Below are 25,726 nucleotides of genomic sequence, written 5' to 3'. Positions count from 1 at the left end.
CGAAGCGAACCGCCCCGCAGAGCGCGCAGATCTTGGAAGGAAAAGGCTCCCAGAGGGGCCCAAACCCTCCAAGATCGCGAAGCGACCGGCTCAGGACCGCGCGGCGTCGGGGGCGTACGTCAGGTTCAGCACCCCGCTCTTGAGGGTCGAGCTGTTCAGCAGCCGCAGCGGGTACGTCGGCGTGTCCTCGAAGAGTCGCTGGCCGTGTCCCACGGCGATCGGGTGGACCAGCAGTCGCAGCTCGTCCAGCAGGCCGTTGGCGAGCAGCCACCGGACCGTGGTGGCGCCGCCCGACATGCCGATCTCCCCGTCGGCCTGCTCCTTGATCTCCCGCAGCCGCGCCGCGACCTGGTCGGAGTCGCCGGAGATCAGGTGCGAGTTCTGCCAGGTCGTCTCGGTGAGCGTGTTGGACAGCACGTACTTCGGCACCGAGTTGATGAACGACGCGAACTCGAGGTCGTCCCCGGACTGGTTGGGCCAGAACTCGGACCACTCCTGGTACTGCGTGCGCCCCATGAGGAACGCCGTGGTCGCCTCCACCCCGCGGCCCACGACGGCGCCCATCTCGTCGTCGAAGTAGGGGAAGTGCCACTGGTCGGGCCGCTCCACGACCCCGTCCAGCGAGATGAAGAAGTTCGACACGATCTTGGCCATCACAAGCTCCCCTGTCCGCGGCCGGCTCCGCACCGGCCTTCACCAACCCGTCGAACGGGACCCGCCCGATTCGACAACGCCGGCGGAAAAAGTTTCAGGCGCCCCGACCGCTCTGGTACGGCCGCCCCCGCAGACCACCCGCCCGGCGGTAGGAGACCGAGCCACCGCTCGCCGCGGGTGGCAGGTCCGCGGGCCGGTCCAGCCCCATCGCGGTACGCCGGACCGCCTCCCGCTGGGCGGCCAGCCGGCGCTGCGCCTCCCGCCGGGCCGCGGCGCGCCGTGCCTGCTCGCGGCGCACCTCGGCCTGGCGGGCGGCCAGCCACGCCGCCTCCCGGGCCTCCGCGCGCCGCCGCCGGCGCTCGGCGAGGGCCCGCTGCCGCAGGTGTCCGACGTACGCGACGAGCAGGGCGCCGGTGACCGAGACACTGATCCAGAATCCGGGGCTCACCAGCACCACGCCGATCAGCTCGACGAAGTTGAGCAGCAGCAGCGCGGCGAGCACTCGGCGCCGGCGGTAGACGGCCGGCGTGTGCCGGCGCTTCGGCGGGTGCCGTCGGCGGGACTTGGCGGTCGTCGGCGGCACCGAGCGGAGCCGGCCGGACCGACGCCGCGCGGGGGGCGCCGAAACGGGACGGGCGAGACCGCCCGTGTCGGAATCTTCACTGAGAGTGACAACGAGAGAGCGCGGCGGATGCACCGGCCGCCGTCCGGGCACGGTGCGACGTCGACGGCGGCGCTGGAGCACCCGGGCCGTCGACTGCGCCCGCTCCGCCACCAGCCGCTCGGTGGCGTCGTACCGGCGGACCAGGGCCGGCGCGAGGGCGAGCAGACCGGCGGCGGCGAGGACGGCGAGGAGCACCGAGGTCGGCACCCTCACCCCTCCCGTCACCAAGTTCGGGGCGAGCGCCACACGACCGCAACTTCTTCCGTCGCCCGTCGTTTATGGCGCAGATCGTGCGGGCAGGCAGCGCTTGCCACAGCTTGCAGTTACTTGAGGTTACGGGCCGCCGACCGACTTCCCCGTGCGCCGCGCCGGGCATGGCGGGTGGGAGCCTTCAACCGCGGTTGTCACGTACGCGGTGCCACCGGGCCAGCAGCCCGCCTTCGGCGACCAGTTCCTCACTGGTCATCGCATATCCGATGTGGTCCCGCCAGGCGCCGTCGATGTGCATGTAGCGCACGTGGTAGGCCTCCTCGCGGAAGCCGAGCTTCTCGACCACCCGGCGGGACGGCTGGTTCTCCGGCCGGATGTTCACCTCGATCCGGTGCAGCCCGCCCGGGCCGAACGCGTGGTCCACAGCGAGGGCCACCGCGGTGGGGATGACGCCGCGACCGGCGACCCGGGCGTCCACCCAGTAGCCCACGTAGCCGGAGCAGAACGCGCGCCGCACGATGCTGCCCACGTTGAGGTGGCCGACCAGCCGTTCCTCGCCGTTCTCGCGCAGACAGACCGCGAACGGCATGCCGTCGCCGGTGCGCGCGGACTTCCGCTGGTCGGCGTGGACGTAGCGGAACGCGGACGGCGAGTTCATCTCGTCCCAGCTGCCCGGGAGGTGGGACTCCCACGGGGACAGCCAGGCCCGGTTGGCCCGCCGGATCTCCGACCAGCTCCTCGCGTCGGAACGCCGGTACGGGCGCAGCACCACCGGACCGTCCACCAGCACCGCCGGCCATCCCGGGGGCCGCCGGAACCAGCTCACCGAGTCAGCCTTCCGGTCACGACCGCGGGGCCGGCAAGCTCACTCCCCGCGCTCACCGGCGCCGGTCCAACAGGAGGACGTCCACAGTCGACCCCGCCGCCGCGGTGGTGACCCGCTCGCCGAGGACGAGCAGGCCGTTCGCCTCGGCCAGGCCGGAGAGGGTGAACGGCCCACCGGCGAGCGGCTGCACGGTGTAGCCGCCGCCGCGCCGCTCGGCGACGTGCGCCGGGCGGAACTCGCGCAGCCCCACCGGGGACGAGACCGTCTCCAGCAGGTGCGCCCGGACGCTGGGCCGGAACACCGGCTCGGCGCCGGCCAGCAACTGGATGGCCGGGCGGGCCAGCACCTCGAAGCCGATCAGCGCCGCGCCCGGCTCGCCGGGAAGACACACCACCGGCACCTCCTCGGCGCCGACCGTACCGAATCCGAGGGCCGTTCCGGGATAGAGGGCGACCTCGGTGAAGGTGACCGGGCCGGCCCGGCCGCCCTCCCGGCGGGACAGGATCCGGCGGACCATGTCGCCGGGACCGGTGCCGGTGCCGCCGGTGGTGATGATCAGGTCGGCCCGCAGGGTCTGGTCCTCCAGCAGGCCGCGCAGCGCCTCCGGGTCGTCGTCGCAGATCCCGACCCGGTACGCCAGCGCGCCCGCCTCGGCCGCAGCGGCGGTCAGCGCGTGCGAGTTGGTGTCCACCACCTGGCCGGGCTGGCTGCCCCGGCCCACGTCGACCAGCTCGTCGCCGGTGGCCACGATGACGACCCGCGGGCTGGGCCGGACCACGACGTGACCGATGCCGGTGGCGGCGCAGACCGCGACCAGGGCGGGCGAGACGTACGTGCCGGCGCGGGCGAGCAGGGTGCCGGCGGGCAGTTCCTCACCGGCGCGGCGGACGCCGTAGCCCCGCTTGGGGGCGCGGAAGATCTCCACGGCGGCCATGCCCTGGTCGGTCCACTCCACGGGGACCACCACGTCGGCGCCGACGGGCAGCGGCGCGCCCGCCGCCACCGAGAAGCAGGAGCCGGGGGTGAGCCGGACCGGCCGCCAGCTCGCCGCGCCCAGGTCACCGACCACGTTCAGCCGGATGCTGCGGCCACCGGGGATACCGGAGGGGGCCGGGACATAGCCCGGCCCCCGGCTCCCTCCGGAGATGTCCTCCCAGCGCGCGGCGTACCCGTCCACCGCCGCCTGGTCGAAGGCCGGGAACGAGTGCGGCGCGACCACGTCCTCGGCGAGGACGTTGCCGTACGCCTGGGTGAGGTCGAGGTCGAGCGGAGGCAGCGCGCGTAACCTGCGCAGCACGCTGCCCAGGTAGTCGGCGAGCGGCGTCAACTCGTTCGCGGCCGCCTCGGCGTCGGCCGTCGCGGTCATGTACCGGCACCGCCGGACGCGTCGCGCATCCCGTTCAGGATCGCCGCGGTGACCGTCTCGTCGCCGTTGTTGACGAACTCGGTCAGCCACTTGCGGAACTCGGCGCCCAGGTCCTCGCGCTCGACGGCGATCTGCACGACGGTCTGGAGATAGCCGAGCGGCTGGCCGGTGTCGTAGCGGGTGCCCCGGTAGACGATGGCGTGCACCGGCACGCCCTCGTTGCGCAGGATCTCCATGGCGTCGGTCAGCTGGATCTCGCCGCCGCTGCCCGGCTCGGTGCGCCGGATCGCGTCGAAGATCTTCCCGGGGAGCACGTAGCGGCCGAGGACGGCGAGATTGCTCGGGGCGTCCTCCGGCTTCGGCTTCTCCACCATGCCGGTGACCTTGACGACCTCGGCGAGGTCGCCGAACTCGGACCCGGCCGGCTCGACGGAGGCGATCCCGTAGCGCGAGGTCTCGGCCGGGTCGACCTCGAAGAAGGCCAGCACGACGCCGCCGGTGCGGGCCTGGAGGTCCAGCATGGCCGGCAGCAGCGGCTCGTCCATCTTGACGAACTCGTCGCCGAGCAGCACCGCGAAGGGCGCCTCGCCGACGTGCGACTCGGCGTAGCCGACGGCGTGGCCGAGGCCGAGCTGCTCGGGCTGCCGGCAGGTGTAGATCTCGGCCAGGTCCTCGGTGCGCTTGACGGCGGCCAGCAGCTCGGGCTTGTTCTCCAGCCGCTCCTCCAGGTCGGGCCGGCGGTCGAAGTGGTCCACCATGGCCGTCTTGCCGCGCCCGGTGATCAGCAGCACGTCGTTGAGCCCGGCCTGGGTGGCCTCCTCGACGATGTACTGGAGCACCGGCCGGTCGACGACCGGCAGCAGTTCCTTGGGGACCGCCTTCGTGGCCGGCAGGAACCGGGTGGCCAGGCCGGCGGCCGGGATGACGGCCTTGACGGCGCGGGAGCGACCGGTCGCGGCGGTCGCTGAGGGGTTCGCTGAGTGCTCCGACATGTCGCGAGACTATCGGCCACGGCTCTGCCGCGGCGGGTGAGGACCGGAAGACGCGCCGCCCTGTGCCACCGTCGCGGCGTCACCGGCGCCGGCCCGGGGCAGTCCGTCGGGCGGGCTGACCGCGGCGACCACCACGGGGATCTCCTGAGTGGGGACCGGGTCGGGGGCCTGGGCGAGCCGGTAACCGTCGCGACCGGCGGCCTTGGCCGCGTAGAGCGCGTCGTCGGCGGCGTCGAGAACCTGCTGCCCGCCGGCCGCGTGGTCGGGGTAGACGGCGATGCCGATGGAGACGGTCACCGGCACCCGGATGGGCTCCGCCGCGTGCCCCTCCACCGGCACCGGATGGTCGCGGACCACCGCGCCGAGCCGCTCCGCGACGATCGTGGCGCCCCGGGCGTCGGTCTCCGGCAGCAGCACCACGAACTCCTCGCCGCCCTGCCGGAACGCGAGGTCGACCTCGCGGATCTCGCCGCGTACCCGGCGGGCGAACTCGACCAGCACGGCGTCCCCCGCGGCGTGTCCCCAGGTGTCGTTGACGTGTTTGAACCGGTCGAGGTCGAGGGCGAGCACGCTGAGCATCCGGCCGAAGCGGTTGGCCCGCTCCACCTCGCGCCGGATCGACTCGCGCAGGTAGCGGTAGTTCCACAGCCCGGTCAGCGGGTCGGTGAGCGAGAGCCGCTGCGCCTCCTCGTGCACCCGGACGTTCTCCACCGCCACCGCCGCGTGCCCGGCGAAGGTCCGCAGGGTGACCAGGTCGTCGTCGTCGAACTCGTCCGCGCCGAGCCGGTCGTAGAGGGCCAGCACACCGAGCGCCCCCGAGTCGTCGGCGTCGGCCGGCGGATGGCCCGGCCGCTCCGGGTCGCCGCGCGGTTCCGCGCCGCGGGGGGCGGCGAAGGGCACCGCCACGTACGTCTCGCAGGACGGCTCCCCGGTCGGCGCGTCCGCCGGCTCCCACCGACCGCGCAGCGGCTCCCCGGTGGCGGCCACCGTGCCGAGCACCCCGGCGCCGACCGGCACCCGCAGCGTCGCCGGATCGGCCGGGTCGTCGGTCGTCCAGCGCCCGTCCAGCCCTTCGACGCACTGGCCGACGAGCGCGCCGTCGCCGTCGAGCAGCAGGACGGCGCCGGCCCGGGCGCCGGTCGCGGCGATCGCGCTGTGCAGGATCACCCGCAGGATGCGTTGCAGGTCGTGGGTGCTGGCCAGGGTGTCGCCGAGCACGGTCAGGTGGCCGCGGAGCTGGTCCCGGCTGCTGGTCAGGGCGGCCACGTAGCTGCCGGTCTCCCGGGTCATCCGGTTGAACGCGCCGGCCAGTCGCCCGATCTCGTCGCGGCTGCGGACCGGCACCCGGGTGGTGAGGTCGCCGTGCGCCACCCGGTCCACCGCGCCCGCCAACTCGACCAGGGGCCGGGTGGTCACCCGGGCCAGCCGCCAGGCGGCCAGCACGGCCAGCAGGGCGGCCAGCACCACCGCGCCGACCAGGGCGGCGTAGAGCCCGGGCGGGCGCTCCCCCGGCACCGAGAGCACCAGCGGCAGCGGCTGGCCGGGGGCGGGTCCGATCCGGCGCACGTAGCGGCCGTCGACGGTCCCGGTCACCCGGTCCCCGTCCGCCTGGCGGGCGGCGGCCAGCACCGCTGCGCGTACCTCCCGGTCCTCGGTCGTGTGGGTGATCCGGCCCGGGTCGTCGAGGAGGGTGACCCCGGCCCCGGTCACCGCGGCGAGCCGCGCCACGAAGGCCGGGTCGACGGGCTGCGCGGCGGCGACCGTGCCCAGGTCGGCGCCGGCCGGGTCGCGGAGGCGGACCTGGGCGGCGAGCGCGCGGACCGGGCCGGCCGTCGCGCCGGCGGCGCAGTCCTGCCAGGGCCCGGCCGGGCCGCCGAGGGTGGCGTAGCTGGTCCGGCCGGCCGGGTCGGCGATCAGCACGGCGGCGGCCAGGCCCCGGCCGACCACCTGGTCGGCCGCGCGGGGCCGGGCGGCCGGGTCGGCGACCAGCGCGACCGCGTCGGCCGCCGCACGGAGCTGTTGACAGAGGGCGTCGACGGAGGTGCGCACCCCGGCCGCGGCCACGCCCAGCCGCTCGGTGGCCCGGCCGCGGTCGACGGCGCTCAGGGTGGACCCGACGAAGAAGGCGCCGAGCAGGACGGGGCCGAGCACCACCGTGAGGAAGGCCGCTGTCAACCGCCCGCGTAGCGTCAAGCTTCCCCCCGGAAGTACCGCGCCCCTCCTGCGATGCTGACACAGAGCGACCGAGAGGCAAGCGTTGCGTCAGGAGTGTTGCGTGCCGGAATTTTCTGATGGAGCGGATGTGGCCAAGCGGGACCTGCGGGTCGCGCTGCTCGCCCACCGCCGGTCGCTGCCGGCGCCGCGCCGGGCGGAGGCGGCGGCGTCCGTCCAGGCCGAGCTGGTCGATCTGGTACGCCGGCTGCGCCCGGCCCGGATGACCGCGTACGTGCCGGTCGGCTCCGAGCCGGGCGGGAGCAACCTGCCCGCGGTGCTGCGGGCGGCGCTGCCGCCGGAGGCCGAGCTGCTGCTGCCGGTGCTCCTCGACGACCTCGACCTGGACTGGGCCGCCTACACCGACCCGGAGTCGCTGCGGGCCGCCGGCCGGGGCCTGCGCGAGCCGACCGGCCCGCCGCTGGGGGGCGCGGCGGTGGCCGGGGCCGACCTCGTGGTGGTGCCGGCACTGGCGGTGGACCACCGGGGCTTCCGGCTGGGCCGGGGCGGCGGCTCGTACGACCGGGCGCTGGCCCGGGTGCCCGCCACCGTCCCCACGGTGGCGCTGCTGCACGACGGGGAGCTGGTCGAGGCCGTTCCGGCGCAGCCGCACGACCGGCCGGTGGGCTTCGTGATCACCCCCGGCGGGGGGCTGGTGGCGGTGCCGGGTGTGGCCCAAGGCGCTTCCGCTGGACGAACCCGGGTTCCATGACGCACCATTGGCACTCGAATCCGTCGAGTGCCAGACCGGCCGTGCCAAGATCCGGAGGAGAACGTGCCCACGTACCAGTACGCCTGCACCGCGTGCGGCCACCAGCTCGAGGCGGTGCAGTCCTTCTCTGACGCGCCGCTGACCGAGTGCCCGGCGTGTGAGGGGCGGCTGCGCAAGGTCTTCAACTCGGTCGGCATCGTGTTCAAGGGCTCCGGCTTCTATCGCACGGACTCCCGTTCGTCCGGTTCCGACAGCGCCGCGAGCACCACGACCAAGCCGGCCAAGTCGGAGTCGTCGACCAGCGGCTCGTCCGACAGCTCGTCCAGCGGCTCGAGCAACGGCTCGTCCGCCGCGTCGTCCGGCTCGTCCTCGGGTTCCTCGTCCAGCAAGGCCCCGGCGGCCAGCAGTTCCTCCTGACGCTTCTTCGTCCTCGGAAAGTGGTCATCCCGCGCGGGTGGCCACTTTTCGCGTTCCCCGGCGTTTTCCTCCGGCGCTTGTCCACAGGCCGGCCGGTTTTCCACAGGTGAGCCGGCGGGGGCGGCGGGGGCCGTCGTCCGCCGCCTAACCTGCCCGCGTAGCGGTCGGACGAGTGGGCGGGAGGGCGCTGGTGGCGGGTGGGGAGGCATCGCTGCGACCGGTGCGCTGGCGTGGGCTGCCCCGGGGCCGGACGCTGCTGCGGGTGACGCTGGTCGCGGTGCTGCTCGGGCTGGCGGCGGCCGTCCTGCAGACCCCGGGCGGGTGTCCGCCGGGCGCGGTGCCGAGCGTGGCCCCCACCCCGGCCCGCGGTGCCGCCCCGGCCGACGGTGATCGTCCCTCGGCCGCCCTGCCGCTGCCGGCCGGGGCGGTCGGGGTGCCGGTGCGGCTCGCCGAACCGGCCGCGCTGGCGGTGCTCCGCCCGGGCGCCCGGGTGGACCTGCTGGTCGTGCCGGCCGGCGGGGAGGCGGGCGAGGCCACGCTGCTCGCCCCTCGGGCGCTGGTCCTCGACGTGGTGGGTGCGGCCGGAGCGGTCGACGGCTCCTCGGCGCTCTACCTGGCGCTCCGCCCGGAGCAGGCGCAGCGCGCGGTCGGCCTGCCCGAGGGCAGCCGCTTCGCCGTGGTGGTACGCGAATGACCGGGCTCGCGGCCCGAGACAGGCGGCCGGGCCTACCGGGGCCGGGCGTCGGTCCTGGCCCGACGGGGCGGCGGCTCCGGTCGGTGGGTCAGTCCCAGTGCGGCGGGCGCTCGGCGAGCAGCCAGTCGTCGTTGCCGGACGAGCGCTCGCCCCAGCCGCGGTCGGTGTCGTCGGTGGTCTGCTCGGGCAGCACCACGAAGTCTTCGCTGAGGTCGACCACGCGGTCGTCGTCGCCGCGCGGGACACGGATGCCGGGATCGCTCACGAGCGGCAAGGATACCGCCGGAGGGGAGACAGTTCGACCGCTCGGTCGTGAACGCCGGGGCACGGTGCCCCGTCGCGTCGGGCGGCCGACCGGCCGGGGCGTTGGTAGCGTCGGACGGCGTGACGACGCCGAGCGGTGGCAGCCCCGAGGACGAGACCTGGCGACGCCCGGACGAGCCGGCCGACACCGCCCCGGCGCCCGGCGCGGGCCAGGCCGGCGCGGCAGCCGGCGAGAACCAGCCCGGTGAGAACCCGCCCGCCGGCACCCCGCCGACGGGCGACGCTCCGGCCTCCGAGGCCAGCCCCTGGTCGCGCGCCGGGCACACGGACAGCCCGTGGGCGAGACCCGGTCAGGGTGCCGCCCCGGCCGGCGGGTGGTCCGGGCAGGCCGGGTCCACGGTCGGCTGGCCCGGCCAGGCCGTCCCGGCCGGTGGCTGGCCGCAGCAGGTCGCCTCGGCGGGTGGCTGGGGGCCGGGTGGCGCCCCGGCCGGATATGCGGGCCCGCCGCCGACCGTCCCGCCGCCGCCCGGCTGGCGGCCGCCGGTGCACGTGCAGCCGACCCCGCCGCGCCGGCTCCCGCCACAGGACATGGCCGCCATGGACCAGGCCGAGGGGCAGGCCCAGCGGCTCACCTACGGCATCGGCGCCGTCGTCGGCGTCGTGCTGGTGCTGCTCACCTGCCTGCTCTGCTCGCGCCTGCTCTTCTGAGCCGGCCCGGCCGCCTCAGACGAGGCGGCCGGGCCGGCGCGGTCGATCCGGGTCAGACGATGCCGCTCCACACCATCTTGGCGCCGCTGTCACCGGTCAGGTAGACGTAGACCAGCGCGAACACGGCGAGCACGACCACCACGGCGGTGAGCACCAGGGGCAGCCAGCGGGGCAGCTTGCGGGTCCGGGCGAAGCCGCTGGTCACCAGCAGCAGCAGGAGCGCCGCCACGGCCAGCCCGACGGTGAACCAGAACAGGTTCCCGCCGTACTCGGAATGCTCGTGGATCTTCTGCAGGCCCTCGGGCGGGTAGCCCCGCTGGCGCAGCACCTCTTCCAGCGCCTCGCCGGACTCCGTCGCCACCCAGGTGACGATCGGGGTGAGCACGGCGAGGATCGCCACCGCCCAGTCCAGCCGGGGCCGCCAGCGGGGCAGCACCCCGTACGCGACGGAGAGCAACGCCAGCAGCGGCACCAGCACCACTGCGGCGTGTACGACCAGGACGTGGCCCGGTAGGCCGTTGACTTCCCTGAACACCGACACCTCCGGCGAGTGGACGGGATCGCGCGGAAAGCGTACGTCGGGATGATCCGCCGTCACGCATCCGTACATCGACACACGCGCGGGTCACCGGCGCGGTTCACCTGTGGCCCAAACCACCCACGGTCACGCTCGCTTGTCGGCCCGGAGCGACCGTGCTGTCATGGACGCATGTCCACGGGTGAAGAGTTGCTCCGGTCGAGGGGCCTGCGGGTCACCCGGCCGCGTCTCGCCGTGCTGGACGTGCTCGCCGCGGGCGGTCACCTGGAGGTCGACGAGATCACCCGCCGGGTCCGCGAGCGCCTCGACTCGGTCTCCACCCAGGCCGTCTACGACGTGCTCGGTGCGCTCTCCCGGGCCGGGCTGTCCCGCCGGATCGAGCCGGCCGGCAGCCCCGCCCGCTACGAGGCCCGCGTCGGGGACAACCACCACCACGTGGTGTGCCGGGGCTGCGGCGAGATCGCCGACGTCGACTGTGCCACCGGCAACGCCCCCTGCCTGGATCCGAACGTCGCGCACGGCTTCGAGGTCGACGAGGCGGAAGTGACCTTCTGGGGCCTCTGCCCGGCCTGCCAGGCCCGCCGCTCCGCCGACGACTGACGAGCCGGGCCCGTTCGCGCCGGCGCCGATCCCCGCGCCGCAGCCGGCGTGGCACTCTTGGTCGGTGGACTCCGATGACCTCGGCCTGTTCGGTCCGGGATCGGTCACGTGGAAGGTGCACGAGGAGCCGATCCTGATCGTCGCCGGCCTGCGTTCGCTCTACCTCCAGGCGCTGCACCCCCGCGCGATGGCGGGCGTCGCCCAGAACAGCAACTACCGCACGGACGCCTGGGGTCGGTTGGTCCGCACGGCCACCTACGTGGCCACGACGATCTACGGCACCACCGCCGAGGCGGAGGCGGCCGGCCGGCGGCTGCGTACGGTGCACGCCCGGATGCGGGCCACCGACCCGTTCACCGGCGAGCGGTTCCGGATCGACGACCCCGACCTGCTGCGCTGGGTGCACGTCACCGAGGTCGAGTCGTTCGTGAGCACCGCGCGGCGGGCCGGGCTCGCGCTGACCGACGACGAGGTGGACGGCTACTACACCGAGCAGCGCCGGGCGGCGGCCCTCGTCGGGCTGGACCCGGCCGACGTGCCGGGCACCGCCGCCGAGGTCGCCGACTACTACCGCCGGATCCGGCCCGAGCTGCGGATGACCAGGGAGGCGGCGGAGACGGCGGTCTTCCTGACCGCCCCGCCGATCCCGTGGAAGCTCAGCCTGCCCGTGCGGCTCGGCCTGCACCTCGGCCCGCCGCGCTGGGCATACCTGGGGATTGCCGGCACCGCGCTGGCGCTGCTGCCGGCCTGGGCCCAGCGGTTGTACGGCGGCCTCGGCCTGCCCACCACCGCGCTCTCGGCGGACCTGAGCGTCCGCGCGCTGCGGCTCGCCCTGGCGGCGGTGCCGCGACGCTACCGGGAGGGCCCGTTGCAGCAGGCCGCCAAGGAGCGCGCCGCCCGCCTCGCGGCCTGACCCACCGGGCGGTCGGCGGCAGCTCAGTCCTGGCCGGCGACCGGCTCGGCGGGGCGCTCCACGGCCGCCCACGGGTCCTTGCCGGGGGCCCGCGCGCCGGCCGGGCAGGTGCGCCGGTAGTCGCACCAGCCGCACCGGGGCCCCGGCTCGGTGGGGAACGCCTCGTCGGGGTCGGCGCCGTCGGCGACGGCCCGCTCGGCGGCCATGATGTCCCGCGCGGTGTCCTCGGCACGGGTGAGCTGCCGCTGCAACGACTCCGGGGTGTGCTCGTGCGCCGCGACCGTGCCGGTGGGCAGGTGGTGCAGCTCGACGCGGCGGCACGGGCGGCGGAACACCCGCTCGGCCGCGTAGGCGTAGAGCGCGAGGGCCTGCGAGCCGCGCGCGTCGTCGCCGTCGAGCCCGGTGCGGCCGGTCTTGTAGTCGACGATGACCAGCTCGGGCCGGCCGTCCGGGCCGGGGCGGGAGTCGATCCGGTCGGTGCGGCCGTTGAAGGCGAGCACCGCCGTCTTCACCGCGACCACCCGCTCCACCCCGACCGGCTCGTCGGCCGGGTCGAGCCCCGCCACGTAGGACTCCAGCCAGGACAGCGCCCGCCGGAACGCGTCCCGCTCCTGCTCGTCGTCGCGGTAGCCCTCGCGGACCCAGGTGCCCTTGAGCAGGGTGGCCAGCACCTCGGGGCGGCGGCGGTCGGGGGCCAGCGCATACCAGTTCTTCAGGGCCGTGTGGACGCTGGCGCCGAGCGAGTTGTGCGCCCACGGCGGGCCCTTGGGCGGCGCGGGGCGGTCCACGTACGAGTAGCGGTAGCGCCGGGGGCAGTCGGCGTAGGCGCCGAGCTTGCTGGGGGTGCAGACGAAGAGCCGTTCCGGCATGCCCTCGAAGCCGAGCTGCTCGGCCTGCTCGGCGCGGGGGCGGGGTGGCCGGCCGCCGGTGGGTCGCCCGGTCGGGGAGGGTCGTCGCACGACTGAGATCCTGCCACCTGAGTACGACAGCGCCGCGACGGCTTAGCTCATGGTGAGGTACTGCGTCACGAACGCGGCGATCGCGTCGGCGATGAGCTGCACGGCGATGGCGGCCAGCAGCAGGCCGGCGATCCGGGTCAGCACCTCGATGCCGCCCGGCCGGAGGACCTTGACGATGCCGCCGGAGAAGCGCAGCACCACCCAGACCGCGACCATGACCGCGAAGATCGCGAGGGCGATGGCGAGGTAGTCGGTGAAGCCGCCGGCCTGCTGCACGAAGAGCATCGTGGCGACGATGGCGCCGGGACCGGCCAGCAGCGGGGTGCCCAGCGGCACCAGCGCGATGTTGGAGGTGGCCTGCTGGTTCGGGTCGTCGGACTTGCCGGTCAGCAGTTCCAGCGCGACGAGGATCAGCAGCAGCCCGCCGGCGGCCTGCAGCGCGGGCAGGTCGACGTGCAGGTAGGCCAGGATCGTCTGGCCGGCCACGGCGAACACCACGATGACCCCGAGCGCCAGCGCGACGGCCTGCCAGGCGGCCCGGTTACGGTCCCGGGCGGCCAGCGGGCCGGTCAGCGCGAGGAAGATCGGCATCATGCCGGGCGGGTCGACGATCACCAGCAGGGTCACGAAGACCTCGCCGAAGAGCTTGAGATCCACGCGGACACGGTAGCCGCGTGGCCGGATCGGTTCAGCTCGAAGCGACCGGGGTCACCCCCCGGGCCAGCCCGACGATCCGCTCGTACGCCCCGGCAGCGGTGGTGAACGCGCCGAGCCGGACGGTCTTGTGCGTGCCGTGGAAGTCCGACGACCCGGTGACCAGCAGCCCCAGCTCGGCGGCGAGCGCGCGGACGTGCTCCCGCTCGGCCGGGCTGTGATCCTCGTGGTCGGCCTCCAGGCCGGCCAACCCAACCGCCGCCAGCTCCGCGATCAGCTCGTCCGGCACGATCCGGCCGCGCCGGCTGGCCCTTGGATGGGCGAAGACGGGCACCCCGCCGGCCGCCCGGACCAGCGCCACCGCCCGGAACACGTCGATGTCCTCCTTGGGCAGCCGGTACCGCTCGCCCAGCCAGCGCGGCCCGAACGCCTCGGTGGTGGTGGCGACCAGCCCGGCCCGGATCAGCGCCTGCGCGATGTGCGGCCGGCCGACCGTCCCGCCGGCGGCGCCGGCCAGGATCTCCGACCAGCTGACCCGGATCCCGTCGGCCTGGAGGAGCCGCACGATGCGCTCGCCGCGCTCCTCCCGGGCGCGCCGGACCCGGGCCAGCTCGGCGACCAACTCCGGCTCGGTCGGGTCGAAGAGGTAGGCGAGCAGGTGCAGCGGGATCGCCGGCTCGATGCCGAACCAGCGGCAGGAGAGTTCGGCGCCCCGGATCAGGGTGAGCCCGGGCGGCAGGGCCGCGACGGCGGGCTCCCAGCCGGCCGTGGTGTCGTGGTCGGTGAGTGCCACGACGTCGAGACCGGCCGCGGCGACGGCGCGGACCAGCTCGGCGGGGCTGAGAGTGCCGTCGCTGGCGGTGGAGTGGGTGTGCAGGTCGATCCGGGCGGCGGCGCTCACCCCGCCGACGCTACGCCAGCCGGTCAGGAGCGGGTGTCGGCCACCACCACGGGGCGCTCGCCCGGGGCCACCCCGTCGAGCGCGGAGGCGGTGGGACGCTCGCCGGCCAGCACCCGGTCGGGCCGCACCCGGACCAGGCCGCCGGTGGCGTCGACGTGCAGCGCCGCCCCGCTGCGGGTCCAGGCCACCGCCCCGGCGACCGCCGGGCCGGCCGGATGGGTCGCGGCGGCGGCGCCGAGGTTCGCCAGGTCGACCAGCAGGGCGCTCTTGCGCGCGGCGTTGATCAGCAGCCACCGCCCGTCGGCGGAGACCCCGCCGAGACCGTCGGTGGCGAGCGTCGGGCCGCAGCCGGTGCGGACCGGGGTGAGGCCGCGGGCCGGGTCGAGCAGCGCCACGCAGGGCTGCGGGGGCGTGCCGGCGGAGACCAGGCCGACCACCCGGCCGTCGGGCAGCGCGCCGTAGACGGTGAGCACGTCCCGGTTCGCCGCGCCCGGCACCCCACCCGCCGACCGGCGCCAGACGCTGACCCCGCGCCGGTCGGGCTGCCGGACCAGCACGGCGTCGCCGGCGAAGCCGATCGGCGTCGCCCCCTCGGGAGCCGCCGTCCGGCTGCTGGCCAGGAGTTGGCCGCCGACCACGCCGGCGGCGGCCAGGTAGGCGCCGTCGCGCCAGGCGACCTGCCGCCCGTCGGTGGCCACCACGACGGCGTCCGCACCGGCGAGCAGCACCTGCGGGTCGCTGCCGTTGGGCGGTACCCACCAGAGGGTACGGCCGGCCGGGGTGGCCGCCGAGGTGACGAGCCAGCCGCCGTAGTCCGGGATTCGCTGCGCCCGCTCGACGCCGCTCACCCCGGTCAGTTCCCGGCGCTCGCCCCCGTTGGTGTCGAGCCACGAGCCGACGATCAGGTCCAGCTCGGCGCGGATCGGACCTTTCCCGGGCGCCGGGCTGCTGGCGGTGGGCAGCGGTGAGGGTGTGAACCCGCCCGGGTCACCGAGCACCACGGTGGGCGTGCCGCTGTGCCCGGTCGGCCCGCCGAGCTGGGCCATGCCGGTGGTGGCCAGCACGGTCGCCACCCCGGCCAGGGCGAGCCCGGTCAGCGTGCGGCGCCGCGCGGCGACCCGGGCCCGCCGGAGCGCGGCGCCGGCCGGGTCGGCGGCGAGCGGCCGGGACGTGGCGACGCGGCCGGCCAGCGTCTGCCGCAGCGCCCGTTCCAGCTCGTCCTCGGTCACGGGGTATGGACGCTTCGGGCCGCCCGTCCGGTTGTCGTACGAATCCGGCGTGCGGCTCATCGGGACTTCACCGGGACGGACGCGGCGGGTCGCACGGTCGGCCGGACCTCCGGCGGCGCCGGGGCAGGTGGTGCCGGGGCAGGTGGCGGCGTGGCGGGCTGCCGGACCACCCGCGGCGGGGTACGCGGCGCGGGCGGTGCGCCCTTCTCCTCCGGCTCGACCCGCAGGCCGAGGGCGGCCTCGGAGCCGAGCCGGCGGCGCAGGGTGTTCAGCGCCCGTGAGGTCTGGCTCTTCACCGTGCCCGGCGAGATCTCCAGCAGGGCGGCGGTCTGCGCCTCGGACATGTCCTCGTAGAAGCGGAGCACGAGCACGGCCCGCTGTCGGGCCGGGAGCGCCTGGAGGTGCCGCCACAGCGCGTCGCGGTCGAGCTGCTGCTCGATCTCGTCGACCCCGGCCCGCTCGGGCAGCACCTCGGTCGGGCGTTCCCCGTGCCACCGGCGGCGCCACCAGCTGGTCGAGGTGTTGACCAGGACCCGGCGGGCGTAAGGCTCGATGGCGTCGATCCCGCCGAGCCGCTTCCAGGCCAGGTAGGTCTTGGTCAGCGCGGTCTGGAGCAGGTCCTCGGCCGTGGCCCAGTCACCGGCGAGCAGGTAGGCGGTGCGCAGCAGGGCACCGGAGCGGGCCGCGACGAAGTCGCGGAACTCCTCCTCCAGCGGGTCCCTGCTCGCCACGCGCACCTCCACAGCCCGTCCTGCCTGGCAGGCTCCCACGGCAGGGCGGGGTGGGTCGACGGCAAAAGGTGCGCAGTTCCTCCGATGTTCGGACGAAAACCTTCAGGCGCCGTCGTCGGCCTTGGCCTCGTCCTGCTCCTTGCCGATCCGCGCCTCGACGGCCTGCGGCTCGTACATCTCTTCCACGACGCGCAGGTAGAGCTCGTTCGGGTTGGGCAGGTTCTTGATCTCGCGGAGCGCCTGCTCCTGGCCGGCCGATTCCAGCACGAAGGTGCCGTAGTTGAGCGCGCGGCCGGTCGGGGTCTGCTCGTACTTCATGTCGGTGACCCGGACCAGCGGCATCATCGCCACCCGGCGGGTGATGATCCCGTTGACCACCATGACCCGCTTGTTGGTGAGGATGAAGCGGTCGTACCACCAGTCGGCGACCCGCCAGGCGACCCAGCCCATCACGGCGAACCAGAGCAGGACCGCGACGGTGGTCAGCGCCCCGACGTCGCGCCCGGCGAGGAAGCCGGAGAGGTAGCCGAGCACGAAGGTCGCCGCGATGCCGACGATGATCGGGGTGGAGAGGTGGACCCAGTGCCGCTTCCACTCGCCCCGGAAGCGCTCCGTCGGGAAGAGGTAGCGGGCCGCCAGGGCGCTCGGCTCGTCCTCCATCGGCAGCACCCGGCGCGGGGCCATGCCGGAGGCGTCGGCGCGCAGGCCCGCCAGTTCCTCCTCGGAGATCTGCGGGTTCTGGTAGCCGGCCTCCGGGTCGCGGATCCAGGCGCGGCCGGACCGCCCCTCCCCGGCGTACGCCGGGCCGTCCCCGAAGGCGGCTTCGTCCGAAAGGGAGGGGCCGCCGCCGTAGCCGGATCCGGAGCCGAAGCCCGGGCCGTCGTCGGGATCGATCCGCGGGATCGGCTCGGTGTCGCGCTCCCGGCGCTCCCGGTCGGGGTCGTCGGGATCGAAGGGCGGACCGGAGGGGCTTCCCATGGGCGGCTAGGCGACCAGGTTGGTGAAGAAGTCGCCGAAGCCCTGCGCGATGTCCATGATGCCGCCGCCGAGGGACTTGAAGACGTCGGCGGCGGAGTTCGGCCGGTAGGCGACGAAGAAGATCAAGAATGCGATGCCGGCCCAGGTGAGGACCTTCTTGACCATAGCGGGCCATCCTCTCGCGCGGAGCCGGGTCCGTTTACCGCAGCGGCACCCAGAGTATCAGTATGGTGTCGTAGAGTGAATATCTGCGTCTGTTCTCCGACTCGCCGGTGCCGGCCGGTCAGGCCCGCCCGTGCAGGTACGGAGATGGTGCGCCGTACACGAGTTCGGGCGGTGTCCACTCGGTGAGGTCGTGCAGCACGACTTCTTCCGCGAGGAGGTGACCCGCACTCGCCGGCCAGGCTATCGCATGTAGCCACATTCCCCGAGCCTCGCCGGCGTACGCGCTTCGATCGGTCGGGGAATTCACGAGCCACAGTGGAGTGGGATGGCCGCCCACCCGGATCTTGGCGTGCGGCACCCGCTCGGGGTGACCAGGGCCGGGATCGGTCAGCGCCTCCGCCATCTCGGGCCCCGGATCAGGGCCGGGGAGGCCGGCGAGGCGGGAGCCCAGCCCGACGCCCGGCTCCTCGGCGACGAAGAGCAGATCGGCCGGTCCACCGTCGAGCGGGGCCGGGCCGGCGCAGGCCACCGCCGTGGCGCGGACCCCGGAACGGTCGTCTCCCGCCCAGGCCACCCCGGTCAGCGTCCACCCGGTGGGCAGCGGCCACGGGCACCAGAGCGGCATCCCCAGCCGCCCGGCCGGGTCGGTGGCGGCGGCCACCCGCTCGACCACGCTCGCCATGATCTCGGCACCGATGTGTTCCGGCACGTGCAGCGGCGGCACCGGACCGCAGCGCAGGCACCGGTATTCGCCGTGCATCAGGTCCGGCTCCCGGACCGTGCCCGCGCACCTGGGACAACTCACCGCGACACTCACGCCTTCACCGTCACCCCGGACCGGCGGGTCGTCAAGCGGAGCGGCCGGATCGGTCACTCCGGTGGCGGCCCGGCGTACTCGCGGATCCAGGCGTGCATGGCGATCCCGCTGGCCACGCCGGCGTTGATGGAGCGGGTCGAGCCGTACTGGGCGATCGAGATGAGCTGGTCGCAGGCGGCCCGCGCGACCTCGGACAGCCCCGGCCCCTCCTGGCCGAAGAGCAGCACGCAGCGGCGCGGAAGCGTGCCGGTCTCCAGCGGCTTCGAGCCGGGCAGGTTGTCGATGCCGACCACCGGCAGCCGCTCCCCCGCGGCCCACGCCACGAACTCCTCGATCGTCGGGTGGTGCCGGACGTGCTGGTAGCGGTCGGTCACCATGGCGCCCCGCCGGTTCCACCGCCGTCGGCCGACGATGTGCACCTCGGCGGCGAGGAAGGCGTTGGCGTTGCGGACCACCGTGCCGATGTTGAAGTCGTGCTGCCAGTTCTCGACGGCCACGTGGAAGTCGTGCCGACGCCGGTCCAGGTCGGCCACCACGGCCTCGCGCCGCCAGTAGCGGTAGCGGTCCACGACGTTGCGCCGGTCGCCCTGGGCGAGCAGCTCCGGGTCGTAGCGCGGGTCGTCCGGCGGGTCGCCGGGCCACGGCCCCACGCCCACGTCGAGCTGGTCGTCGGTCACGGTCTGCAGAGGGTACGGCCCGACCGGCGGGATGGCCGCCACGGGCCCGCAGGTCAGCGGAGGTCCAGCGCGCCGGCGAGCCGGTCGAGGAAGCGCCGGTCGGCGGGGCTGGGGACGGCCTCGCCGGCCCGGCACACGCGGGCCGCCACCGACTCCACCCACTGCCGGTACGCCGCCGAGTCGGCGGGGTCGGCGCGCCGCCGCAGCACCCGCACCGCGGCCCGGGCGGCGGCGAGCAGGTCGACCAGGTCGGTGAGGCGCTCGTCCCGCTGGGCGGCGCCGTCGTGGCGGGCGTAGATCGTGGCGACCACGGCCCGGATCAGGTCGCTGTCGAAGGCCCGGCCGGCGGCCACCGCGTCCAGTCCGGCGAGCCCGGCGGCGACGCCGCGCGGCGCACGGCCCGGACCGGGCGTGGCGGCGGCGACGAGGACCCGTCCCGGCAGGTCGGTCAACAGGTCCCACTCCGCTGCGGAGTAGACGGCGGTGGTCAGCGGTGCGGCACGGCGGCCGGCAGAGGGCGGCTCTCCGGCGACGGAGTGGCTCATGGTGACCTCCGGCGTCAGCATATGCCCCGGAACGGGAAAAGGGCCCCTTCCCCGCGGATCGGAGAGGGGGCCCTTCCGGGCGTACGTGAAGGGTCAGCGCGGCTCGGGGAAGCTGGGCCGCTCGGGGTCGACACCCTCGGGCAGGGCGGCGGCCGCGTACTCCTTCTTGGGGACCATGACCTTGCGGCGGAACACGCAGACCAGCGTGCCGTCCTGGTTGTAGCCCCGGGTCTCCACCGCGACCACGCCCCGGTCCGGCTTCGAGGAGGACTCCCGCTTGTCCAGCACCGTCGTCTCGCCGTAGATGGTGTCGCCGTGGAAGGTCGGGGCGACGTGCCGCAGCGACTCGATCTCCAGGTTGGCGATCGCCTTGCCGCTGACGTCCGGCACCGACATGCCGAGCAGCAGCGAGTAGATGTAGTTGCCGACCACCACGTTGCGCTTGAACTGGCTCGCCGACTCGGCGTAGTGGGCGTCCATGTGGAGCGGGTGGTGGTTCATGGTGAGCAGGCAGAAGAGGTGGTCGTCGTACTCGGTGACCGTCTTGCCCGGCCAGTGCCGGTAGACGGCGCCGACCTCGAACTCCTCGTAGTAGCGGCCGAACTGCATCCTTGTCCCCTTCGACGGGCGGCGATGGAGTTCGGCACAGCATGCCTTACCGCTTGTTAAGGCGGTGGGCGGGGCGCAGCCGGTGCGGAAAAGTCACACCCGGACCGACCCGGGTGGAGACGCAATGAGCGGCGGGGCCCTCCCCGGCACCCGCCGCCCACGCTCTGATGCGACAGATTCTGCCGTACGCCGGTACTGTGACGACAGAGACGGACGTCACATTTATCTTTTCGTAACACTACTCGTAGTGACTCGTGATCACTCCACAAGCGATCTCCGCAGTCCGGATCGCCGCTTGTCAAGCGTCAAGTTACCGATTCGTAGCGCAGGCCCCCTGTGATTGGCTTGGAAGCGCTCCCATCACGTCCCGTCACGCAAATGCGGCGTGCACTTGCGTTCCGCAGGACGGGGGAAACAGACTGCCCTCGATGCGCCGGAGCGTCACCATCGCGCTGCGCAGCGTTTCGTCGCGCACGTCACGGGAATGCGGAGGCATTCACCCTGGTTCCACGGGACGTAGGAATACGCGCTGATCGGAGAGTGCAATGGCAACGGTTGAGCTGACCACGGCCAACTTCGACGAGGTGACCGAACGCGACGGCATCGTCCTGCTCGACTTCTGGGCCGACTGGTGCGGCCCGTGCAAACGCTTCGCCCCCGTCTACGAGCGCTCGTCCGAGAAGCACTCGGACATCGTCTTCGGCAAGGTCGACACCGAGGCGCAGCAGGAGTTGGGCGCCAAGTTCAACATCAGCTCGATCCCGACCGTGATGGCGATCCGCGACGGCGTGATCGTCTACGCCCAGCCGGGCGCGCTGCCGGAGTCGGCGCTGGAGAACCTGATCGAGCAGGTCCAGCAGCTCGACATGGACGACGTCCGCAAGAAGCTCGCCGAGCACGGCCACAAGCACTGACCGGCGACGAGCACTGAGCCGGCGACCGGCTCCGACACACCGGCCGGGCCCCTCACAGGGGCCCGGCCGATGTCGTCCGGGGCCGGTGCCGACGGCCCGGAAAGAGCGACACGGGCAGCCAGGAATGGCCGACAGACCGACGCCTTCCGGACATGTTCCTCCCGTATCGTCACCAGCCGATGGAGACCTTGACCACCCGCGGGCGTGCCGTCCGGCTGGGCGCCACGCTGCTCGGGCTGGCGCTCCTGCTCCTGGGCACCGTGCGCGGCACCGACGACGACTTCCCGTTCGGGCCGTTCCGGATGTACTCCACCTCGGACCCGCCCGACGCGCCCGCCCCCGACACCCGCGTCGAGGGCGTCGACCGCACCGGGACGGTGGTGCCGCTCGGCCAGGACGCCACCGGCATCCGGCGCGCCGAGATCGAGGGCCAGCAGGACCGGTACGCCACCGACCCGAGCCTGCTGCGCCAGGTCGCCGAGGCGTACGCCGAGCGCCACCCGGCCGCCCCCGCGCTGGTCGAGGTCCGCATCGTGGTCCGCTGGTACGACATCCAGGGCGGCCGGCCGACCGGCCGCTGGACCGACCGCACCGCCGTACGCTGGGAGACCGCCCCGTGACCGGCTGGCTGACCGAGGCGGTCCCGCGCGGCCGGGTGGCCGCCTTCCGGACCCTCGTCTACCTCTTCGTCGCCGCCGACCTGGTGGTCTTCACCCCCTGGGTACGCACCCGGGTCGACGTGCCCGGCGACCTCTACCAGCCGCTGCTGATCGGCCGGCTGCTCCCGCTGCCCACCCCCACCCCGGCCCTGGTCGGCGCGATCTTCTGGGTGCTGCTGGCGGTCTCCCTGCTCGCCGCCACCGGCCGGGCGCCCCGGCTGCTCGGCTGGACGGTCTTCGCCCTCTACTTCGAGTGGATGATCGTGGCGATGAGCTACGGCAAGGTCGACCACGACCGGTTCGGGCTGCTCGTCGCGCTGGCCGTGCTGCCCACCGCCGGTCGTGCCCGGCACGGCGACCCCACCCGCACCGAGGCGGGCGGCTGGGCGCTCCGGGTCACCCAGATCGCGGTCATCTGCACCTACTTCCTGGCCGCCTGGGCCAAGTTCCGCTTCGGCGGCCTGGACTGGGCCACCGGCTCGGTGCTGGCCCGCGCGATCATCCGGCGCGGCACCGACCTGGCCGACGTGATCGCCCAGGTGCCGCACCTGCTGATCGTCGCCCAGTTCGGCATCCTGGCGTTCGAGCTGCTCAGCCCGCTGGTCTTCCTGCTGCCGGAGCGGTGGCGGCTGGCCATGGTCGGCTACTTCTACTCGTTCCACCTCGTGACCATCGCGACGATCACCATCTCGTTCGCGCCGCACCTGGTGGCGATGACCAGCTTCCTGCCCCTGGAGAAGGTCCGTCCGATCGCCCTGCTCCGCCGGCGCCGGTCACCGGCCCCCCTCGGCCAGCTCGGCGAGCATCCCCTCGCAACTGCGGACGACCACCTGGGCGCCACGCCGCTGGGCCAGCCGTAGCAGCGGATCCTCCGCGCGGTTCCGCCACCGCCACTGGGCCTCCGAGGCGACGTCCCAGAGCCGGTGCACCGTCGCGTCGTGCTCCACGCCGAGCCGGGCCGCCAGGCCGACCCCGTCGCCGCCGACCAGCCGCTCCGCCTCGGCCGCCAGCTCGGCGTCGAAGCCGAGCCGGGTGGTCCGCAGCGCGGCGAGCAGGCGCAGCTCGCGGAACTCGTGCGCCCCGACGAGGATCTGCTCGACCCGGCCCAGCAGTTCGTCCGTACCCCGGCCGGGCTCGGCCCGCAGCAGCGCCTCGACGGCCGCCAGCGCCGAGCGCGCCTTGAGCGTGTCCCGCCGGTCGACGAGGAAGCGGGCCATGGACTCGCGCAGCTCGGTCAGACCGCTGCGCCGGATCAGCTCGGCGGAGAGCTTCGCCCGGCTGTCGCAGCCCGTGCGGATCAGCGTGGTCGCCAGCCGGATCCCGAAGAGCCCGAGCCGGTCCAGCAGCGCGGCGCGCACGCCGGTGTCGAGCCGGACGGGCAGGTCGCCGCGGAGGAACCGATCCGCCGAGAGCAGGTGCGTCTCCAGCTCCGGCCGGGGCACCCGGGCCAGCGCCGCGAGCACGGCGTAGTCCGACTCGCTGAGGATGCGGCCGGCCAGGCCGAGCAGGCCGCTGCACGGGACGACGTGCACGCTGAGCTCGTTCACCCGGGGGTCCCGGTGCTGGCGCCGGGCGAGCCGGCGGGCGGTGAGCAGGCCGTCGATCCGTCCGCCACCGGTCTCGTCCACCCGGGACAGCACCATGATCACGTGCACCGCGGCGGCCTGCCCGACCGCGCTCTCCCGGCTGGTCTCCAGCACCCGCAGATCGCTGTCGCGGCCGTCGCGGGTCAGGTACAGCACCGCGTCCGCGTCCCGCAGCACCCGCTCCATCACCGGCGCCCGGCCCTGCTCGTCGCGGCCGGTGGCCGGGGTGTCGATGAGCGTGACCTGGCGCAGCGTCCGGGTCGGCCACTGCACCACGATGTCGCGCAGCTCGCCCGCCCGCCAGCCGACGAGGTCCACCCGCATGCCGGTCGCCGACTTGGCGATCGCCAACTCCTGCGGCGGCTGGCCGCTCGCGTACGCGGTGGCGCTCGGCTGGGGCCCGTCCTCGTACCAGGTGAAGACGGTGCTGCCGTCCACCCCGTCGACCGGCGCGACCTCCTCGCCCATGATCGCGTTCAGCAGGGTCGACTTGCCGGACCGCCACGGGCCGGCGATCGCGATCCGCAGCGGTTGCTCCAGCCGGGCCAACTGGTGCCGCAGGCGGTCCGTCGCCCTGGGGTTGTCCCGGTAGTGCTGGAGCGCCTGGTGCAGCAGCCCCCAGACCGCCTCTTCCAGCCGCAGCCCGACCGTCACGGCCGGGGCTCCAGCGGCGCCGGGGCGGACCGGGCGCCGGTCAACTGCTGGGCCTGCTCGAAGAGCCCGGCCAGCCGGGTCATCTTCAGCCGGATCTCCCGCTGCCGCTGGTCACGGACGGCCGCGTCGGTGTCGGCGGCCTGCTTGGCGCTGCGGAACGACCGGATGATGGCCTCCTGGAGTTCCTCGGTCAGCGCCGTGAAGTGGTCCCGCAGCATCCGCTGGACCTGCCGGACGGCGTCCCGGCGGTCCTTGGTGACCCGGACGAAGAAGTCGTCGACGTGCCGCTGGATCGCCGTCTTGACCACCGCTTGGCGGCGGCGGAGCAGTTGCTTGCTCTCGTCGCGGATGCTCTTCCCGCCGAACAGCGCGCCGACCCCGACCGAGAGCGGGTTGATCATGGGCATCCCGGCCAGCGTCGTGGCCAGCCCGACCATCAGCAGGCCGCCGTACGAACCCCGCATGCCGCTGATCAGCTTCTGGCTGGTCGTGAACCGGTCGATGGTGGGCAGCTCCAGCTCGGGCAGGCCGGCGCCGAGGTCCGCGGGCGTCGTCATCGACCAGGGCGGCAGCACGTCACCGCCGTACCGGGCGAAGTTGTCGGCCACCCGGCGGGCGGCCCAGTCGCAGCGCCGGACCAGCCACTCGTGGTTGGCCTCCGCCGCCTCCGACAGGCTGCGCTCCAGCCACTCCTGGAACTCCTCCCAGCTGACCAGCGGGTCGGCGCTGTCGAACGCCTCGTCGACCTCCCGCAGGATCTGCCGGGTCCGGTCGCGCAGGTCGTACTCGATGTCGGAGAGCAGGTCGGCCATCTCGTCGGCGAGGTTGTTCTGCCACCTCGTGGAGCAGCGACGCAGCTCGTCGACCTCGCGCTGCGCCGCGTGCAGCCGGGAGATGGGGCCGGACTGCTCCTCGACCTCCTGGCTCTCCAGCTCGGCACGCAGCGGCGCGGCCAGCTGTTCCACCACCGTCCGGGCGATCACGCCGACCGCGGCCCGGGCCAGGCGGTCGGACTTGCCGGCGAGATCCCGCTGCAACCGGCCGATCAGCACGGGAAAGCCGGACTCGGCGTTCAACTCCCGGTCGTCGCCGACGGCCGCGCGCAGCCGCAGGGCCGCCGAGACCGGGATGACCGGCGCCGGCACGCCGGCTTCGGCGAGGTGCCGCCGGTTGCGCTCGGCGACCGCGCGCCAGTCCGGCACGAGATCAGTCTTGGTCTGCACCAGCACCACGTTCGGGTGCGACCGCGCGACGTGCAGCAGCATGGTCAGCTCGCCGGCCGAGAGTTCCCGGGTGGAGTCGGAGACCAGCAGCACGGTGTCCGCCCACGCCGGCGCGGCGGCCGGGCCGGCGGCGCCCAGTGCGGCCGCCTCCTCCGTGCCCGGGGTGTCCACCAGCACCAGCCCGGAGCCGAGCAGCGCGCGCGGCAGTCCGATCTCGACGTACGCGGGGCCGCCGCCCGCCCGGCGGCCGAACGCGCCGGCCACCCCGGCGGCGACCTGGTCCAGCGGCACCGGGGTCCGCTCGCCGGTCACCGGGAGCACCGCGCCGGCGGGCCGGCCCGGGGCGGGGGGCGGCGCCTGGACCACGGCGGCCGACGGGACCTCCGCGTGCTGCACCACGGTGGGCAGCACGGTGGTGCGGCCGTCGCCGACCGGGCAGGCCGGCGCGTTGACGATGGCGTTGATCAGCTGACTCTTGCCCTGCTGCGACTCGCCGATGACCAGGACGCGCAGCCTGGGGTCCAGCAGTTGCAGCCGCTTCTGCCGCACCGTCTGAAGCAGGTCGCCTCGCCCGTGTGCGCCGCACGTACGGGCGATCTCATCGAGCACATCCAGCCAGATCCCCGCGATCACGCACCAAGTGTGCGGATTGTGGC

General features: G+C 74.3%; 30 protein-coding genes. 9 read left to right on the top strand and 21 right to left on the bottom strand.

From position 1 onward, the window contains the following. Positions 1–90 precede the first annotated feature (90 nt). The 6 genes from ACFYPD_RS27915 to ACFYPD_RS27890 form a co-directional block, all read right to left on the bottom strand. Positions 91–654, bottom strand: a complete 564-nt coding sequence (locus ACFYPD_RS27915) for a dihydrofolate reductase family protein (protein ID WP_387119624.1) — start codon at positions 652–654, stop codon at positions 91–93. Positions 655–748: 94 nt separating this feature from the next. Continuing rightward, positions 749–1,531 (bottom strand): hypothetical protein, encoded by a 783-nt coding sequence (locus ACFYPD_RS27910; protein WP_387119622.1) that lies wholly within the window; start codon positions 1,529–1,531, stop codon positions 749–751. A gap of 178 nt (positions 1,532–1,709) precedes the next feature. Beyond that, positions 1,710–2,318, bottom strand: coding sequence for a GNAT family N-acetyltransferase (locus ACFYPD_RS27905; protein ID WP_387119980.1), 609 nt, complete (start codon positions 2,316–2,318; stop codon positions 1,710–1,712). An 88-nt stretch (positions 2,319–2,406) separates the two neighbouring features. Next, positions 2,407–3,720, bottom strand: coding sequence for a gephyrin-like molybdotransferase Glp (gene glp, locus ACFYPD_RS27900; protein WP_262286934.1), 1,314 nt, complete (start codon positions 3,718–3,720; stop codon positions 2,407–2,409). Further along, positions 3,717–4,712 carry a UTP--glucose-1-phosphate uridylyltransferase gene (locus ACFYPD_RS27895; RefSeq protein WP_387119619.1) on the bottom strand — a complete coding sequence of 332 codons (996 nt, stop codon included), beginning with the start codon at positions 4,710–4,712 and terminating at the stop codon, positions 3,717–3,719. The genes glp and ACFYPD_RS27895 overlap by 4 nt, the downstream gene beginning before the upstream one ends. 9 nt (positions 4,713–4,721) lie before the next feature. Then, a complete protein-coding gene (locus tag ACFYPD_RS27890) occupies positions 4,722–6,905 on the bottom strand; it encodes a diguanylate cyclase (protein ID WP_387119616.1) in 2,184 nt (727 codons plus the stop codon). Positions 6,906–6,987: 82 nt separating this feature from the next. Here ACFYPD_RS27890 and ACFYPD_RS27885 point away from each other — a divergent pair, with 82 nt between their 5' ends. The 3 genes from ACFYPD_RS27885 to ACFYPD_RS27875 all read left to right on the top strand — a co-directional run bounded on the left by ACFYPD_RS27885 (position 6,988) and on the right by ACFYPD_RS27875 (position 8,746). Further along, complete coding sequence (locus tag ACFYPD_RS27885) at positions 6,988–7,635, top strand: 5-formyltetrahydrofolate cyclo-ligase (RefSeq protein ID WP_387119613.1); 648 nt, start codon at positions 6,988–6,990, stop codon at positions 7,633–7,635. A gap of 63 nt (positions 7,636–7,698) precedes the next feature. Next, the gene (locus tag ACFYPD_RS27880) at positions 7,699–8,052 is read left to right on the top strand and encodes an FmdB family zinc ribbon protein (protein ID WP_387119610.1); all 354 of its coding nucleotides are present in this window, start codon (positions 7,699–7,701) and stop codon (positions 8,050–8,052) included. 190 nt (positions 8,053–8,242) lie between these two features. Then, positions 8,243–8,746, top strand: coding sequence for a flagellar biosynthesis protein FlgA (locus ACFYPD_RS27875; protein ID WP_387119608.1), 504 nt, complete (start codon positions 8,243–8,245; stop codon positions 8,744–8,746). A gap of 88 nt (positions 8,747–8,834) precedes the next feature. Here the strand turns inward: ACFYPD_RS27875 and ACFYPD_RS27870 are convergent, their stop codons facing one another. Then, positions 8,835–9,020 (bottom strand): hypothetical protein, encoded by a 186-nt coding sequence (locus tag ACFYPD_RS27870; RefSeq protein ID WP_151465544.1) that lies wholly within the window; start codon positions 9,018–9,020, stop codon positions 8,835–8,837. A gap of 110 nt (positions 9,021–9,130) precedes the next feature. Between ACFYPD_RS27870 and ACFYPD_RS27865 the strand changes: the two genes are divergently transcribed. Further along, positions 9,131–9,718 (top strand): hypothetical protein, encoded by a 588-nt coding sequence (locus tag ACFYPD_RS27865; RefSeq protein ID WP_387119606.1) that lies wholly within the window; start codon positions 9,131–9,133, stop codon positions 9,716–9,718. A gap of 52 nt (positions 9,719–9,770) precedes the next feature. Here the strand turns inward: ACFYPD_RS27865 and ACFYPD_RS27860 are convergent, their stop codons facing one another. Continuing rightward, complete coding sequence (locus ACFYPD_RS27860) at positions 9,771–10,253, bottom strand: DUF2231 domain-containing protein (protein ID WP_387119604.1); 483 nt, start codon at positions 10,251–10,253, stop codon at positions 9,771–9,773. A gap of 174 nt (positions 10,254–10,427) precedes the next feature. Here ACFYPD_RS27860 and ACFYPD_RS27855 point away from each other — a divergent pair, with 174 nt between their 5' ends. After that, complete coding sequence (locus tag ACFYPD_RS27855) at positions 10,428–10,856, top strand: Fur family transcriptional regulator (RefSeq protein ID WP_262286943.1); 429 nt, start codon at positions 10,428–10,430, stop codon at positions 10,854–10,856. A gap of 64 nt (positions 10,857–10,920) precedes the next feature. Beyond that, positions 10,921–11,769 (top strand): oxygenase MpaB family protein, encoded by an 849-nt coding sequence (locus tag ACFYPD_RS27850; RefSeq protein WP_387119601.1) that lies wholly within the window; start codon positions 10,921–10,923, stop codon positions 11,767–11,769. A 23-nt stretch (positions 11,770–11,792) separates the two neighbouring features. Here ACFYPD_RS27850 and ACFYPD_RS27845 read toward each other — a convergent pair whose 3' ends face one another. The 11 genes from ACFYPD_RS27845 to ACFYPD_RS27795 form a co-directional block, all read right to left on the bottom strand. Then, positions 11,793–12,638, bottom strand: a complete 846-nt coding sequence (locus ACFYPD_RS27845; protein WP_387119977.1) for a RecB family exonuclease — start codon at positions 12,636–12,638, stop codon at positions 11,793–11,795. Positions 12,639–12,770: 132 nt separating this feature from the next. Then, entirely contained in the window at positions 12,771–13,385 is a 615-nt protein-coding gene (locus tag ACFYPD_RS27840; RefSeq protein ID WP_387119599.1) for a MarC family protein, read from the bottom strand. A gap of 31 nt (positions 13,386–13,416) precedes the next feature. Continuing rightward, a complete protein-coding gene (locus tag ACFYPD_RS27835; protein ID WP_387119596.1) occupies positions 13,417–14,283 on the bottom strand; it encodes a PHP domain-containing protein in 867 nt (288 codons plus the stop codon). A gap of 23 nt (positions 14,284–14,306) precedes the next feature. Beyond that, complete coding sequence (locus tag ACFYPD_RS27830; protein WP_387119593.1) at positions 14,307–15,512, bottom strand: hypothetical protein; 1,206 nt, start codon at positions 15,510–15,512, stop codon at positions 14,307–14,309. A 56-nt stretch (positions 15,513–15,568) separates the two neighbouring features. Next, positions 15,569–16,243: a SigE family RNA polymerase sigma factor gene (locus ACFYPD_RS27825; protein ID WP_387119590.1), complete on the bottom strand. Its 675-nt coding sequence runs from the start codon at positions 16,241–16,243 to the stop codon at positions 15,569–15,571. Positions 16,244–16,345: 102 nt separating this feature from the next. Continuing rightward, on the bottom strand, positions 16,346–17,221 hold the full coding sequence (locus ACFYPD_RS27820; protein WP_387119587.1) for a PH domain-containing protein: 876 nt from the start codon (positions 17,219–17,221) through the stop codon (positions 16,346–16,348). Between the two features lie 6 nt (positions 17,222–17,227). Then, positions 17,228–17,386, bottom strand: a complete 159-nt coding sequence (locus ACFYPD_RS27815) for a hypothetical protein (RefSeq protein ID WP_013283898.1) — start codon at positions 17,384–17,386, stop codon at positions 17,228–17,230. Between the two features lie 118 nt (positions 17,387–17,504). Further along, positions 17,505–18,191: a DUF6758 family protein gene (locus ACFYPD_RS27810; RefSeq protein ID WP_387119584.1), complete on the bottom strand. Its 687-nt coding sequence runs from the start codon at positions 18,189–18,191 to the stop codon at positions 17,505–17,507. A gap of 65 nt (positions 18,192–18,256) precedes the next feature. Continuing rightward, entirely contained in the window at positions 18,257–18,880 is a 624-nt protein-coding gene (locus ACFYPD_RS27805) for a TrmH family RNA methyltransferase (protein WP_387119581.1), read from the bottom strand. Between the two features lie 53 nt (positions 18,881–18,933). Then, positions 18,934–19,425 (bottom strand): hypothetical protein, encoded by a 492-nt coding sequence (locus ACFYPD_RS27800; RefSeq protein ID WP_387119578.1) that lies wholly within the window; start codon positions 19,423–19,425, stop codon positions 18,934–18,936. A gap of 93 nt (positions 19,426–19,518) precedes the next feature. Next, positions 19,519–20,034, bottom strand: a complete 516-nt coding sequence (locus tag ACFYPD_RS27795; protein ID WP_091314480.1) for a MaoC family dehydratase — start codon at positions 20,032–20,034, stop codon at positions 19,519–19,521. 545 nt (positions 20,035–20,579) lie between these two features. Here ACFYPD_RS27795 and trxA point away from each other — a divergent pair. The 3 genes from trxA to ACFYPD_RS27780 all read left to right on the top strand — a co-directional run bounded on the left by trxA (position 20,580) and on the right by ACFYPD_RS27780 (position 22,467). Further along, entirely contained in the window at positions 20,580–20,948 is a 369-nt protein-coding gene (gene trxA / locus ACFYPD_RS27790) for a thioredoxin (RefSeq protein ID WP_262286952.1), read from the top strand. A 179-nt stretch (positions 20,949–21,127) separates the two neighbouring features. Next, positions 21,128–21,568, top strand: coding sequence for a hypothetical protein (locus ACFYPD_RS27785; RefSeq protein ID WP_387119575.1), 441 nt, complete (start codon positions 21,128–21,130; stop codon positions 21,566–21,568). Next, positions 21,565–22,467: an MFS transporter permease gene (locus ACFYPD_RS27780; protein ID WP_387119572.1), complete on the top strand. Its 903-nt coding sequence runs from the start codon at positions 21,565–21,567 to the stop codon at positions 22,465–22,467. Before ACFYPD_RS27785 ends, ACFYPD_RS27780 begins: the two co-directional genes overlap by 4 nt. Here the strand turns inward: ACFYPD_RS27780 and ACFYPD_RS27775 are convergent. Next, the gene (locus ACFYPD_RS27775) at positions 22,381–23,847 is read right to left on the bottom strand and encodes a dynamin family protein (RefSeq protein WP_387119569.1); all 1,467 of its coding nucleotides are present in this window, start codon (positions 23,845–23,847) and stop codon (positions 22,381–22,383) included. The genes ACFYPD_RS27780 and ACFYPD_RS27775 overlap by 87 nt on opposite strands. Continuing rightward, entirely contained in the window at positions 23,844–25,703 is a 1,860-nt protein-coding gene (locus ACFYPD_RS27770; RefSeq protein ID WP_387119565.1) for a dynamin family protein, read from the bottom strand. Before ACFYPD_RS27770 ends, ACFYPD_RS27775 begins: the two co-directional genes overlap by 4 nt. Positions 25,704–25,726 lie beyond the last annotated feature (23 nt).

Origin of the sequence: Micromonospora sp. NPDC005299 (assembly GCF_042872345.1) — a bacterium.
Lineage (GTDB): Bacteria > Actinomycetota > Actinomycetes > Mycobacteriales > Micromonosporaceae > Micromonospora.
This window is presented reverse-complemented; position numbering and strand designations above follow the sequence as displayed.